The organism is Streptomyces sp. NPDC098789 (genome assembly GCF_044759975.1).
Taxonomy (GTDB): Bacteria; Actinomycetota; Actinomycetes; order Streptomycetales; family Streptomycetaceae; genus Streptomyces.
The window spans coordinates 466,634-479,379 of the sequence record NZ_JBIWAJ010000002.1 but is presented as its reverse complement, the minus strand read 5'-3'; the positions used below and the strand labels follow the sequence as shown (position 1 = coordinate 479,379).

Genomic DNA, 12,746 nt, shown 5'->3' with positions numbered 1-12,746 from the left:
CTTTCCGGGGTGGGACGGGCGGTCAAGGGTGGCCGCAGGCCATCGCGCAGCGACGCGACCGCAGGGAGCGCCCTTGAGGGCCCGGCCCACCCCGGAGAGACAGTGGAACTGACGGTCAGCCCCCGGAACCCCACCGACCCCGCCCCACCCGAAGCACCCGCCCAACGCGACAAAGCCGCACACCCCGACCCCGCCCCGCCCCGCCAAAGCCGCCGGCACACGCGGCAACGCCGCGCACACCGCCGGGTCACCTCACCAGGACCCCGTCGCCCGGACCCCCGCCAGCAGCGTCGACACCTCGTCCGTGTCCAGGCGGAGCGCGGCGCCGACCGTGGTCAGGACCTCCCGCTCGGCCGGGATGTACGGGCCGTCGGCCAGGGCGATGCGGGCGCCCTGGAGCAGCAGCGACTCGCGGCCCGGGCCCGCCAGGTGCGGGGCCAGGGGCTCCAGTACCTCGTGGAGTTCGATCGAGAGGGCGGCCCCGCAGCACTCCGGACCCTCGTACAGCCCCAGCCGACCCTCGTCGGTGGCCAGTGCCTCGACCAGGGACTCCAGCTGCTCCTCCGTGCAGTCCTGGAAGCCCGCGGCCCGCACGACGCCCACGGCCGCCTCCAGGGCGCTGCGCGAGGACGTGCCGCCCGCCGCCAGGACCGCGAGGGTGACCGTGTGGACGGCGTCCCGCAGCATCGCCGAGAAGCGGGTGGTGGTGGGGTGGTCGAGCACCTCGGTGTCGTAGCGGTCGCGGCAGGCCGCGCACTCGACCACGGGGCCGACGGTGCCGCGCGGCAGCAGCGGCACGCCCAGCACGGTCAGCCGTCGACGGCCCGTGCGGCGCCGGTAGTTGCGGTCACCGCCACAGCTCGGGCAGAAGAATTCTCCGTCGCCCACGGTGTTCCAGGTGGTACGGATGCCCCACGCCAACAGCTTCCGGCCGGTCCCGCCCCGAACTGGCAGCACGTTCGCACCTCCGTAACGGTCCGGCAACATCGCCGGGTTGGCGTGATGTTAGCCACATCGGTGAGCATGCGTCAGTCGTGTGACAAGACAACATCGGTCGAGTCCGCGAGTTGGCCGAAGTGCGCCCTCGGCGGTACCCCCGGAATACCCCTCGATTTCCACCCGAACCCTCCCTCGTTCGAGGGACCCCCGCCACGCACCGCGGCCCCGCCCCCTCGCGCACGAGGGGGCGGGGCCGCGGTCCGGCTCAGCCTCAGCGACCAGCGCGGTTGACCGCCGAGATGACGGCCTTCAGCGAGGCGCGGGTGGTGTTCGCGTCGATGCCGATGCCCCACAGGACCCGACCGTCGATGGCGCACTCGATGTACGAGGCGGCCTGCGCGGAGGCGCCCTCGCTCATCGTGTGCTCGGTGTAGTCCAGCAGGCGGGCGTCGATGCCGATGGCGGCCAGTGCGGCGAAGAAGGCCGAGATCGGACCGTTGCCGGTACCCTCCAGCACGGTGTCCGCGCCGTCGACGACCGCTTCGACGGTCAGCGTGTCGGTGCCGTCCTTGTCCGTGGTCGTCTGGCCGGAGCGCAGCTGGATGCGGCCCCAACGGGCCTCCGCGTCGGCGCTGTTGGGCAGGTACTCGTCCGCGAAGATGGACCAGATCGCCTTCGGCGTGACCTCGCCGCCCTCGGCGTCGGTCTTGGCCTGGATGATCCGCGAGAACTCGATCTGCATGCGGCGCGGCAGGTCCAGCTTGTGCTCGTTCTTCAGGACGTACGCGATCCCGCCCTTGCCGGACTGCGAGTTGACCCGGATGACCGCCTCGTAGGAGCGGCCGACGTCCTTCGGGTCGATCGGCAGGTAGGGCACCGCCCACTCGATGTCGTCGACCGTCTTGCCCTGGGCAGCCGCGTCGGCCTCCATGGCGTCGAAGCCCTTCTTGATGGCGTCCTGGTGGGAGCCGGAGAAGGACGTGTAGACCAGGTCGCCCGCGTAGGGGTGGCGCGGGTGGACCTCCATCTGGTTGCAGTACTCGGAGGTGCGACGGACCTCGTCGATCTCGGAGAAGTCCAGTTCCGGGTCGACGCCCTGGGAGAACAGGTTCATGCCCAGCGTGACCAGGTCGACGTTGCCGGTGCGCTCGCCCTGGCCGAACAGGCAGCCCTCGACGCGGTCGGCGCCGGCCATGACGGCCAGCTCGGCGGCGGCCACCGCGGTGCCGCGGTCGTTGTGGGGGTGGACGGAGATGCAGACGAACGGGCGGCGGGTCAGGTTGCGGGCCATCCACTCGAAGCGGTCCGCGTGGGTCGAGGGCGTGGAGCGCTCGATGGTGGCGGGCAGGTTCAGGATGATCTCGCGGCCCTCGCCCGGCTGCCAGACGTCACAGACGGCCTCGCAGACCTCCAGGGCGAAGTCCAGCTCGGTGTCGGTGAAGATCTCCGGGCTGTACTGGTAGCCGAAGACGGTCTCGTCGCCCAGGATCTTGTCGGCGTAGTCCATGACCAGGCGGGTGCCGTCGACGGCGATCTGCTTGATCTGTTCCTTGGAGCCGCGGAAGACGACCCGGCGGAAGGTCGGCGCGGTGGCGTTGTACAGGTGCACGGTCGCGCGCTTGGCGCCGACCAGCGATTCGACGGTCCGCTCGATCAGGTCCTCGCGGGCCTGGGTCAGTACGGAGATGGTGACGTCGTCCGGGATGGCGCCCTCTTCGATGATGGAGCGCACGAAGTTGAAGTCGGTATCGCCGGAGGAGGGGAAGCCGACCTCGATCTCCTTGAAGCCCATGCGCACCAGCAGGTCGAACATCTCGCGTTTGCGGGCGGGGCTCATCGGGTCGATCAGGGCCTGGTTGCCGTCGCGCAGGTCGGTCGACAGCCAGCGGGGAGCCTTGGTGATGCGGGCGTTCGGCCACGTGCGGTCGGGGATGTCCACCTGCTCGTACGCGCCGTACTTGTGGATCGGCATGCCGGAGGGGCGCTGCGTGTGCGTGGCGTTGGTGATCGGGGTGGGTCGTCCCGCAAAGGTGTGCTGAGTCATGGCGTAGGGCTCCTCGCGTGTCCACGTGATGTTCGCTGGGACGGCCGACAGGCAGTAAAACCGCAACACCGGACTCCGCGGGGAGGGGGTCGGCCTACGACTACGGGCCCTCGCCGCGGCAGCTAAGGAGAAGCAGCCCAAAACGCATGATGACCGCACCCTAGCCCAGCCGCGCGGCTGTGCGGGGACCTGTTTCAGTATGCAAGACCATGCAGTCCGTTTTGCACCACTTGTGAGCTATGACTCTTTCGCTGCGCCCAGGTCCGGGCGATCCGTCAACCCGGGTCCACTCGGTTTCAGACAGTCGAATGAATCATGGTTGCAGCTAGTGACACCGGCATGACCCAGTGCCACATTTCCCGGCATGGATGCCACACCTCAGCACCCCGTCTTCTGCACGATCGTGCCGCCGCACGTCCTCGACCGCATCGCACGCTCCGACGACACCCGGCGCGCCGACCTCGCACAGCGCACCCTGGAACACGACTCGCTCCAGCGCACCCGGCGCCGCATCAACACCGTCCGCGGCATCGCCCCGGCCCTCGGCACCCCGCCGTCCGACACCCCGGCCCGGACCATCTACGACGCCCAGCACCACACCCGACTGCCCGGCAAGAAGGTCCGCGCCGAAGGCGGGCCGCTGCACAAGGACGCCTCCGTCAACCGGGCCTACGCCGGCCTCGGCTCCACCTTCGACCTGTACCTGAAGGCGTACGGGCGCCACTCCATCGACGGTTCGGGCCTGCCCCTGAACGCCAGCGTCCACTACGGCGAGCACTACAACAACGCGTTCTGGGACGGCACCCAGATGGTGTTCGGCGACGGTGACGGCGACCTCTTCGTCGACTTCACGGTCTCGGTGGACGTCATCGGGCACGAGCTGACCCACGGCGTCACCCAGTACACGGCCAACCTGGAGTACTACGGCCAGTCCGGCGCCCTCAACGAGTCGATGTCGGACGTCTTCGGCTCGCTCATCAAGCAGTACTCCCTGGACCAGAGCGCGCAGGAAGCGGACTGGCTGATCGGGGCCGGGCTGCTCGGGCCCAACGTCAGCGGGGTCGCCCTGCGCTCCATGAAGGCGCCCGGCACCGCCTACGACGACGACGAGCTGGGCCGGGACCCGCAGCCCGCGAGCATGGACGGCTACGTCAGGACCAGCGGGGACAACGGCGGGGTGCACATCAACTCCGGCATCCCGAACCACGCCTTCTACCTGGCCGCCACCGAACTCGGCGGCAAGGCCTGGGAGCGGGCCGGGCAGATCTGGTACGACACCCTCACGGGCGGCGAGCTGGCCACGGACGCCGATTTCGCCTCCTTCGCGCGCCTGTCGGTGGCCGCGGCCGCCACCCGCTTCGGGTCGGGCGGCGCCGAGCACGAGGCGCTCCTGAAGGCCTGGTCCCAGGTGGGTGTGCCGACCGCGTAGAGCCGGTAGACAGGTCCCATGCGGATTCTTGTGGTGCGGACCGGCGGCTTCGCGGGCATCGAGCGCCGGGTCGAGATCGACACGTCGGGCCTGCCCGACGAGGCGCAGTGGCAGGCCCTGGCACAGCTCGCGCTGCGCCCGGGACCGCCGGGGACCGCCGCCGACCGGATCCGGGACGGGTTCTCGTACCGGATCACGGTCGACGGCCGGACGGTGTCGTGCCATGACCCGAACCTCTCCGACGCCCAGCGCCAACTGATCACCCGGGTCCTCAAAGAAGGTGCCTGACCAGGTCCTTTCTGTTTGGATGCCCGGATGACCTCTCGCGATGACCTTGCCGGCCTCGATGGCCTGGAGCGCTACTACGACACCGTGCCGCGGACCGGGGGTGCGCGGGCCGAGGACTTCGGCCCGCTCACCCTGTTCGTGCAGGAGGGCGACGGCTGGCCCTACTACGCGCGCCCGTCCCTCGGCCACGGGTCCGCGCCCGCGGCGAGCGTCGCCGACGTCGCCCGGGTCCGCGCCCGCCAGCGCGAGCTGGGCGTGCCCGAAGCCTTCGAATGGGTGGCCGAAAACACCCCCTCGCTACGCGCCGCCGTGGAAGGTGCCGGACTGCATGTCCATGCACACCCCCTGATGGTTCTGGACCTGGCCGAGGTACGCGTGCCCCCGCATCCGGAGGTCCGGATGCTCGACGCCGAAGACCCCCTGCTGCGGGCGGCGGTGACCGTCCCGATGCTGGCCTTCGCGGCGCCCGGCACCGCCCCGGGCGAGGCGGGCCCGGCCGAACTGGCGGCCGCCGTGGCGGATCCGGCGAGCGGGGCCCGGCGGGCGCAGGTGGCGCGGCGGATCGGATCGGGTCTGAGCGGCGTGGCGGCGGCGGTGCGGGGCGACGTGGTCCTGTGCTCGGGCCAGTACATCCCGGTGGGCACCACAGCGGAGGTCGTCGGCGTCGGCACCCTCCCGGCGGCCCGCCGCCAGGGGCTGGCGCAGGGCGTCACGGCGGCGCTGGTCGCGGACGCCCTGGCCCGCGGCGTGCGGACCGTGTTCCTCTCGGCCGGCGACGAGGACGTGGCCCGGTTGTACGGGCGGATCGGCTTCCGCCGCGTGGGCACCGCCCTGATCGCGGAGCCGCCGCAGGAGGAGCCGGCGGCGTAGGCCCGCCCGCCCGCGCGGCGCGTTTGCCGAAGTGGCAACAAACGTTGTCGCCGGCACGGCCAGGGGCGCAGCATCGGCGGTGCGGGCAGCCACCCCGGCGCCCGCACAGCAGGAAACAGCAGGAAGAGGCCCCCATGCACGAGACGGCCGAAGCGCCCGAGACGCCCGAGCAGACGCAGCCCGACGCGCACGCCCACCAGCCCCCCGGCGCACCCGGCGACACCGCCGCCACCGGCGCGGAGTTCTGGGACGCCCGCTACCGGGAGAGCGAGCGCATCTGGAGCGGGAACGCGAACGCGGTCCTGGTCCGCGAGATCGACGGCGTCGCCCCGGGCCGCGCCCTGGACCTCGGCAGCGGCGAGGGCGGCGACGCGGTCTGGCTGGCCCGCCGGGGCTGGCGGGTCACCGCCACGGACATCTCCGGCGTCGCCCTGGAGCGCGGCGCCGCGCACGCGGCCGAGGCGGGGGTCGGCGACCGGATCGAGTGGCAGCGCCACGACCTGGCCGAGTCCTTCCCGGCCGGCGAGTTCGATCTGGTCTCGGCGAGCTTCCTGCACTCCTACGGCGACTTCCCGCGCGAGCGGATCCTGCGCACCGCCGCCGCGTCGGTGGCCCCCGGCGGCGTCCTGCTGATCGTGGGCCACGCGGGCTGGGCCACCTGGCAGGAGAACACCCACCCCGAGGTCCGCTTCCCGACGCCGGAGCAGGTCGTGGCGGAGCTGGAGCTGCCGGACGGCGCCTGGGAGGTGCTCCTGGCCGAGGAACACGAACGGGCCCAGGACCGGCCTGACGGCCGGCCCGGGACCCGGACGGACAATGCGGTGAAGGTGCGGCGCCTGCGCTAAGGGGTGTCTGAACGGATGCCCGTGGCGGTCAGAAGCCGAGCTTGCGGAGCTGCTTGGGGTCGCGCTGCCAGTCCTTCGCGACCTTCACGTGCAGGTCGAGGAAGACCGGGGTGCCGAGCAGCGCTTCGATGTGCTTGCGCGACTTCATCCCGACCTCCTTCAGGCGCGAACCCTTCGGGCCGATGATGATGCCCTTCTGGCTCGGCCGCTCGATGTAGACGTTCGCGTGGATGTCCAGCAGCGGGCGGTCGGCCGGGCGGTTCTCGCGCGGGATCATCTCCTCGACGACCACGGCGATGGAGTGCGGGAGCTCGTCGCGCACGCCCTCCAGCGCGGCCTCGCGGATCAGCTCGGCCACCATCACCATCTCGGGCTCGTCGGTGAGGTCGCCCTCCGGGTAGAGCGGCGGGCTCTCCGGGAGCAGCGGGGCGATCAGGTCCGCCAGCAGCTGGACCTGGCTGTCGCCGACCGCCGAGACCGGGACGATCTCGGCCCACTCGAAGCCCAGCTCCGCGCCGAGCTGGCTGATGGCGAGCAGCTGCTCGGCCAGCGCCTTGGATTCGACCAGGTCGGTCTTGGTCACGATGGCGATCTTGGGGGTCTTCTTGATCCCCGCGAGTTCCTTGGCGATGAACTTGTCGCCGGGGCCGAGCTTCTGGTCGGCCGGGAGGCAGAAGCCGATGACGTCGACCTCGGTCCAGGTGGCCCGTACGACGTCGTTCAGCCGCTCGCCCAGGAGGGTGCGGGGCTTGTGCAGGCCGGGGGTGTCGACCAGGACGAGCTGGGCGTCCGGGCGGTGCACGATGCCCCGGACCGTGTGGCGGGTGGTCTGCGGCCGATTGGAGGTGATCGCGACCTTGGTACCCACGAGTGCGTTGGTCAGGGTCGACTTGCCCGCGTTGGGACGGCCGACGAAGCATGCGAAGCCCGCGCGGTGCGGGGCGGTGGGCTCGGGGGAACGATCGCTCATACGGGCCATTCTCCCCGATGCGGCTCCCAGCGCCGACCAGGCCATGGCGAGCAGGACGGTCGCACCCGCCAGCAGGACCCCCGACCAGGGGTGAACGGCGTACCCGACGCCCGCCCGGGCGGTGGCTCCGGGGGCCGTGGCGCGGACGGTCACGGTGATCCGTTCGAGGGCGGGCGGGTCCGCCCAGTGCTCGGTGAACCGGACCCGCTGGCCGGGCAGCAGCTCGGCGCGGGCGGTCGCCGCCCGGTTCAGCAGGGAGCGGCCGAAGGCTCCGCCGGCGGCGAGGGCGGTCCGGGGGCGCAGGGTGACGTTCCCGAGGTTGTGGAGCGTGTACGAGACCTCGGCGCCGGAGCCGCGGCGGGTGACCGCGAGCCCCTCGACGGCCAGGGCGGGCGCGGTCGGCCCGGCGACCCGGAGGTAGACCCGGGCGGCGACGGCCCGCTGGACGTCGATCCCCGTGCTCCCCGCGCCGCCGCCCGGGGCGCCGCCCGGCCGGTCCTCCAGCGCGACGACGGCCCCGGGATGGTCCCCGGGCTCGGCCCGCTCGGGCACGGTCAGGGTGAAGGGCACGCTGACCGACCCCCGGGCCGGCACGGTGACCCGGTCCCGCGCGAGCCGGGTCCAGGCTCCGGTGGCCTCCCGCGGCTCCTCGGGCCCGCGCGGGGCGAAGCCGCCGTCGCGGGCGGTGTTGTAGGCGTCGGCGGCGTAGAGGCGGAAGGTGAGCGGGCCGGGGGTGCGGTTCGTGAGGGTGACGGCGTCGGAGACGGTGGTTCCGGGGGCGGCCGCGAGGTAGAAGTACGGGCGCTGGGCGATCGTGTTGGCGGCGGGGAGGACGGACCACTGTCCGTTGTCGGCGGCCGCGGCGGCCCCGGCGGGCCCGAGCGCGAGCAGCAGCGCGCACAGGATCGCGCGGCCCAGCCTGGTCCCCCGTCCACCCGCCGCCCTCGCGGGGCCCCCGGTCACGACAGGGTCAGCGTCAGGACGGCCGTGTAGGCCCCCGGCGGGGTGTAGCGCGGCAGCCGGAGGGTGACGATCGCGTCCACGGTGAAGGTCCCGCCCACCGCCGATGCGTCCGGGGTCGACGCCAGGACCGCCCCGCCCTCCCCGACCGCCCCGGCGCTGCCCGCCGCGCAGGTGCTCCGGCTCCCGGCCGTCGTCACGCAGACCGGGGTCCAGCTCAGCTCGGCGCCGGGGACCTTCACCCCGCCGGGGCCGGTGAAGTCCGTGACCTTGCCGATCAGGGACCAGCCGGCGGGGCCGCCCCGCGCGTCCTTGACGGTGACCGTGCCGATCCGGCCGGGGGCCGCGCCCCCGTCGCCGTACGCGATCGCGGCGAGCGTGACGGACTCCCCGGCCTGGGTCATCGTCAGCGCCCCCGGTTCGACCATCGCCGTCACCCGCTGCGTCCCGGTCCGCTGCTCCTGGGCTCGGGGCGGGTCCGCGAGGACCGTGTACGCGCCCGGGCCCGAGCCGCGTTCCGCCGTCCAGGCCGGGCCCTCGTAGGCGACGACGGCCGTGGTCGTCCGGTCGGTGACCGGCAGGTCGGCCAGGACCGCGCCGAGCCGGTCCGCGGTCGCGGTGACCCGGTCGGCGGTGGGCGCGGCGCCCGCGCGCCCGGTGACGGTCACGGCCGCGCCCGGGGTGAATCCGCTGCCGGTGACCTTGACGGCGGCGCCGGGCCGGCCGGACGCGCCGTCGAGGGCGACGGCGCGCAGGTTCGCGGCCGGCAGCGCCCCCGCGGTGAGCCGACCGGCGACCGGCGACCGCTCCCCGGCCGCGGCGGGCGTGCAGGTGGTGTCGAGGTCGAGCAGGTGGCTGGTGTGCAGGGTGTAGGCGCCGGGGGCGAAGGTGGTCTCGCCGGGGGCGGTGACCGTGAAGGTGCCGGTCATGGTGACGGCGGGGAGGACCGCGCCCGCCGGCACCGGGTCGTTGCTCTTGGCCCCGACCACGGTCACCTCCCCCTGCTGCGCCCCGCCCAGCACGATCACGGCGGTGGGGGTCAGCACGTCGGTCGGCAGGTCGGTGGTCAGCGGGTTCACGGCCGGGGTGGCGGCCACCCGGTAGGTGATGGTGACCGTGTCGCCGACCCGGGGCGCGGGGTCGTCCACGGTGAGCACCGCGGTGGTGGGGCCGTCGGCGGGCGGCAGCCCGGCCTGCTGCGGCGGCACGCAGTGCGTGGGGAAGTCGACCTGGCCCGCCGGGGCCGGCTCCCCGACCTCGGCGGAGGCGGGCGCGCTCAGCCCGCCACCCGCGGCGGCGGCGAGGACGGCCATGCCGACGGCCGCCGACCAGCCCCTGCTCCGCGTCCCTCTGCGCACCGCGACACCCCCGCTGTCCACCTCGGCAGGGGGCCATTCACGAGCGGGCGGCGGCAGATGTCAAGGGAGCGGCCCGACGTCAGCTGATGGCCCATCAGATAGCGGCAGGTTCACCACCTTCGGCCCGCTCACTCCCCCTCGCGCCGCCGGAAGGTCCGCCGGTACGCCGTCGGGCTCACCCCCAGCGCCGCCTGCACGTGCTTGCGCAGCGACTGGGCGTGGCCGAACCCCGCCTGCCGGGCGACCTCTTCCATCGGCAGTTCGGTGCGCTCCAGCAGCTGTCGGGCCCGCTCCACCCGCTGCATGACGATCCACTGGCCGGGGCTGACCCCGGACTCCTCCCGGAAGCGGCGGGTGAACGTCCGTACCGACATGGCCTCCTGGCGGGCCAGGTCGGTCAGCCGGACCGGCTCGTGCAGCCGGTCCAGGACCCAGGCGCGGGCCGCCGTGGTGCTGGCGAGCTCCGGCCGCGGCACCGGCCGCTCGATGAACTGGGCCTGGCCGCCCTCCCGGTGGGGCGGCACGACCGTGCGCCGGGCCACGTCGTTGGCCACGGCCGCGCCGTGGTCGCGGCGCACGATGTGCAGGCACAGGTCGATCCCGGCGGCCACTCCGGCCGAGGTGAGCACGTCCCCGTCGTCCGTGTACAGCACGTCGGGATCGACCAGGACGGCCGGGAAGAGCCGCTGGAAGTGCGCGGCGGAGGCCCAGTGGGTGGTGGCGCGGCGGCCGTCGAGGTACCCCGCCGCGGCCAGCACGAACCCGCCCGTGCAGATGGAGACGAGCCGGGTGCCGGGGCGCACGTGCGCGAGGGCGGCGGCGAGTTCGGGGGTGAGCCGCCCCTCGTCGTAGACCGGGCCCAGCTCGTAGGAGGCGGGCACGACCACCGTGTCGGCGGCGGCCAGGAGCTCCGGACCGTGGGCGACCTCGATCGCGAAGTCGGCGTCGGTGCGGACCGGGCCGGGCGCGAGCCCGCAGGTGAGGATCTCGTACAGCGGCCGGCCCGCCGGATCGTGGGCGCGGCCGAAGATCCGGTGCGGGATGCCCAGCTCGAAGGGCAGCAGTCCGGTGAGGGCGAGGACGACCACGCGGTGCGGTCGGCCCCGGCGCGCGGCAGGGTTCGTGGCCCGATCGGTCATGGCCCGATCGTAGCGAACCCTGTCGGTCAGGCCACTGGATCACGGCTCCCGGGGGCCGGAAGCTGTTCCTGTGACCCAGACAGCGCCCCTCCCCGGCAGCACCCCGCCCGACTCCACCGCCCCGGCACCGCGCCCCGCCGGGCGGATCCACCGCGCCTGGTCCGTCGCCGCCGTCACCTTCGTGACGATCATCGGGGCCGCGGCCTTCGCCTCCCTGCCCGGTCTGCTGCTCGACCCGCTGCACAAGGAGTTCGACTGGTCGCGCGGGACGATCGGCTTCGCCGTCTCGGTCAACCTCGCCCTGTACGGGCTGACCGCGCCCTTCGCCGCGGCCCTGATGGACCGCTACGGCATCCGCCGGATCGTGGTCGTCGCGCTGCTGGTGATATCCGGCGGCACGGCGGCCACCGTGTGGATGACCGCGTCCTGGCAGCTGGTGCTCTTCTGGGGCGTGCTCGTGGGGTTGGGCAGCGGCTCGATGGCGCTCGCCTTCGCGGCGACGGTGACCAACCGCTGGTTCACCGCCCGGCGCGGCCTGGTCACCGGCATCCTGACCGCGGCCGGCGCCTCCGGCCAGCTGGTCTTCCTGCCGCTGCTGGCCTGGCTGGTGGAGCACCACGGCTGGCGCCCGGCGGCGGTCACCGTCGCACTCGCCGCGCTGGCCGTCGTACCGTTCGTCTGGCTGCTGCTGCGCGACCACCCGGCGGACGTGGGGCTCGCCCCGTACGGCGGGGAGTACGCCCCCAAGCCCGCTCCGGTCCCGGGCGCCGCCCGGCGCACCCTCACCGTGCTCTTCAAGGCGGCCCGCACCGGTCCCTTCTGGCTGCTCGCCGGGACCTTCGCGATCTGCGGCGCCTCCACCAACGGCCTGGTCAAGACGCACTTCGTGCCCGCCGCGCACGACCACGGGATGCCGGTGACGGCGGCGGCCGGACTGCTGGCGGTGATCGGCGTCTTCGACGTGATCGGCACGGTGGCCTCCGGCTGGTTCACCGACCGCTTCGAGCCGCGCCGACTGTTGGCGGTCTACTACGCGCTGCGCGGGGTCTCGCTGCTCTTCCTGCCGATGCTGCTGGCGCCCTCGGTGCACCCGCCGATGGTCTTCTTCATCGTCTTCTACGGCCTGGACTGGGTCGCGACCGTCCCGCCCACGATCGCCCTGTGCCGGGAGCAGTACGGCGAGGACAGCGCGATCGTCTTCGGCTGGGTGCTGGCCTCGCACCAGGTGGGTGCGGCGCTGGTGGCCTTCCTGGGCGGCCTGGCGCGGGACGCCTTCGGCTCGTACGACCTGGTCTGGTACGCCTCGGGGGCGCTGTGCGCGGTGGCCGCGCTGATGGCGATGGTGATCCGGCGCCGCCGCGACCCGCTCGCTCAGGCACCGGCCTCCGTCGCGGCCGGCGCCTGAGCGGGGTCCGTACCTCGGTCAGCCGGCCGTGATCGTGGACTTCAGGGTGCCGTCCGGGGCCGCCAGCAGGACGGGGGTGGCCGCGCCGCCGAGGTCGCGGACGGCGGCCCGGTCGGCCTCGGCCACGTCGTCGGCCGCGCTGACCACGGCCGCGGCCTCCAGGGACTGGGCGCCGCTGGCCACGGCCATGGCGACGGCCGTGCGCAGCGCACTGAGCTTGAGCGATTCCAGCTCCACGGTCCCGGCGACGTACGTACGGCCCGTCTCGTCCCGCACCGCCGCCCCCTCGGGCACCGCGTTGCGGGCCCGGGCGCTGCGCGCCAGCGTGATGATCTTGCTGTCCTCGGGGCCGAGCGCGGCGCCGGCGTTGTCGTGATCGCTGTCCGTCATGCCGGAAAGCATAGGAGCGCCTCGGCGCGGCCGTACAACGGCCCCGCCGAGGCGCTCTCCCCTCCATACCCCCCCCTGGCCCCCCGGCTCAGGGTCGCCTGGTGTCGCG

11 protein-coding genes and 1 pseudogene are annotated in these 12,746 nt (G+C 73.5%); 5 read left to right on the top strand and 7 right to left on the bottom strand.

Annotated elements, in window-relative coordinates; all coding sequences use genetic code 11:
* Window positions 1–252 precede the first annotated feature (252 nt).
* Entirely contained in the window at window positions 253–957 is a 705-nt protein-coding gene (locus tag ACIQWR_RS06415) for a TerB family tellurite resistance protein (RefSeq protein ID WP_404005498.1), read from the bottom strand.
* Between the two features lie 253 nt (window positions 958–1,210).
* Entirely contained in the window at window positions 1,211–2,983 is a 1,773-nt protein-coding gene (gene leuA, locus ACIQWR_RS06410; protein ID WP_404005496.1) for a 2-isopropylmalate synthase, read from the bottom strand.
* Between the two features lie 364 nt (window positions 2,984–3,347).
* Here leuA and ACIQWR_RS06405 point away from each other — a divergent pair, with 364 nt between their 5' ends.
* From ACIQWR_RS06405 to ACIQWR_RS06390, 4 genes are all read left to right on the top strand, one after another.
* Window positions 3,348–4,412 (top strand): M4 family metallopeptidase, encoded by a 1,065-nt coding sequence (locus ACIQWR_RS06405; RefSeq protein ID WP_404005495.1) that lies wholly within the window; start codon window positions 3,348–3,350, stop codon window positions 4,410–4,412.
* An 18-nt stretch (window positions 4,413–4,430) separates the two neighbouring features.
* Window positions 4,431–4,700, top strand: a complete 270-nt coding sequence (locus ACIQWR_RS06400; protein WP_404005493.1) for a protealysin inhibitor emfourin — start codon at window positions 4,431–4,433, stop codon at window positions 4,698–4,700.
* Between the two features lie 27 nt (window positions 4,701–4,727).
* Window positions 4,728–5,570 (top strand): GNAT family N-acetyltransferase, encoded by an 843-nt coding sequence (locus tag ACIQWR_RS06395; RefSeq protein ID WP_404005492.1) that lies wholly within the window; start codon window positions 4,728–4,730, stop codon window positions 5,568–5,570.
* Between the two features lie 134 nt (window positions 5,571–5,704).
* Window positions 5,705–6,415, top strand: a complete 711-nt coding sequence (locus tag ACIQWR_RS06390) for an SAM-dependent methyltransferase (protein WP_404005491.1) — start codon at window positions 5,705–5,707, stop codon at window positions 6,413–6,415.
* A gap of 28 nt (window positions 6,416–6,443) precedes the next feature.
* On the opposite strand, the gene era is transcribed toward ACIQWR_RS06390, so the two are convergent.
* From era to ACIQWR_RS06370, 4 genes and pseudogenes are all read right to left on the bottom strand, one after another.
* Entirely contained in the window at window positions 6,444–7,394 is a 951-nt protein-coding gene (gene era / locus ACIQWR_RS06385) for a GTPase Era (protein WP_404005778.1), read from the bottom strand.
* Window positions 7,395–7,907: 513 nt separating this feature from the next.
* Window positions 7,908–8,348 (bottom strand): annotated as a pseudogene (locus ACIQWR_RS06380) (WxL protein peptidoglycan domain-containing protein); the annotation flags it as partial.
* On the bottom strand, window positions 8,345–9,658 hold the full coding sequence (locus tag ACIQWR_RS06375; RefSeq protein ID WP_404005777.1) for a beta-xylosidase: 1,314 nt from the start codon (window positions 9,656–9,658) through the stop codon (window positions 8,345–8,347). The gene ACIQWR_RS06375 and the pseudogene ACIQWR_RS06380, both read right to left, overlap by 4 nt.
* A gap of 173 nt (window positions 9,659–9,831) precedes the next feature.
* Window positions 9,832–10,842, bottom strand: a complete 1,011-nt coding sequence (locus tag ACIQWR_RS06370) for a GlxA family transcriptional regulator (protein WP_404005490.1) — start codon at window positions 10,840–10,842, stop codon at window positions 9,832–9,834.
* Window positions 10,843–10,987: 145 nt separating this feature from the next.
* Here ACIQWR_RS06370 and ACIQWR_RS06365 point away from each other — a divergent pair, with 145 nt between their 5' ends.
* Entirely contained in the window at window positions 10,988–12,247 is a 1,260-nt protein-coding gene (locus ACIQWR_RS06365) for an MFS transporter (protein WP_404005775.1), read from the top strand.
* 18 nt (window positions 12,248–12,265) lie between these two features.
* Here the strand turns inward: ACIQWR_RS06365 and ACIQWR_RS06360 are convergent, their stop codons facing one another.
* Window positions 12,266–12,637 (bottom strand): cytidine deaminase, encoded by a 372-nt coding sequence (locus ACIQWR_RS06360; RefSeq protein WP_404005489.1) that lies wholly within the window; start codon window positions 12,635–12,637, stop codon window positions 12,266–12,268.
* Between the last annotated feature and the right edge of the window lie 109 nt (window positions 12,638–12,746).

Excerpts from the sequence above, each read along its gene's own strand:
- ACIQWR_RS06370 (WP_404005490.1), bottom strand. The coding sequence starts at position 10,842 with ATGACCGATCGGGCCACGAACCCTGCCGCGCGCCGGGGCCGACCGCAC.
- ACIQWR_RS06405 (WP_404005495.1), top strand. The coding sequence starts at position 3,348 with ATGGATGCCACACCTCAGCACCCCGTCTTCTGCACGATCGTGCCGCCG.
- ACIQWR_RS06400 (WP_404005493.1), top strand. The coding sequence starts at position 4,431 with ATGCGGATTCTTGTGGTGCGGACCGGCGGCTTCGCGGGCATCGAGCGC.
- ACIQWR_RS06360 (WP_404005489.1), bottom strand. The coding sequence starts at position 12,637 with ATGACGGACAGCGATCACGACAACGCCGGCGCCGCGCTCGGCCCCGAG.
- leuA (WP_404005496.1), bottom strand. The coding sequence starts at position 2,983 with ATGACTCAGCACACCTTTGCGGGACGACCCACCCCGATCACCAACGCC.
- ACIQWR_RS06375 (WP_404005777.1), bottom strand. The coding sequence starts at position 9,658 with ATGGCCGTCCTCGCCGCCGCCGCGGGTGGCGGGCTGAGCGCGCCCGCC.
- ACIQWR_RS06395 (WP_404005492.1), top strand. The coding sequence starts at position 4,728 with ATGACCTCTCGCGATGACCTTGCCGGCCTCGATGGCCTGGAGCGCTAC.
- era (WP_404005778.1), bottom strand. The coding sequence starts at position 7,394 with ATGGCCCGTATGAGCGATCGTTCCCCCGAGCCCACCGCCCCGCACCGC.
- ACIQWR_RS06390 (WP_404005491.1), top strand. The coding sequence starts at position 5,705 with ATGCACGAGACGGCCGAAGCGCCCGAGACGCCCGAGCAGACGCAGCCC.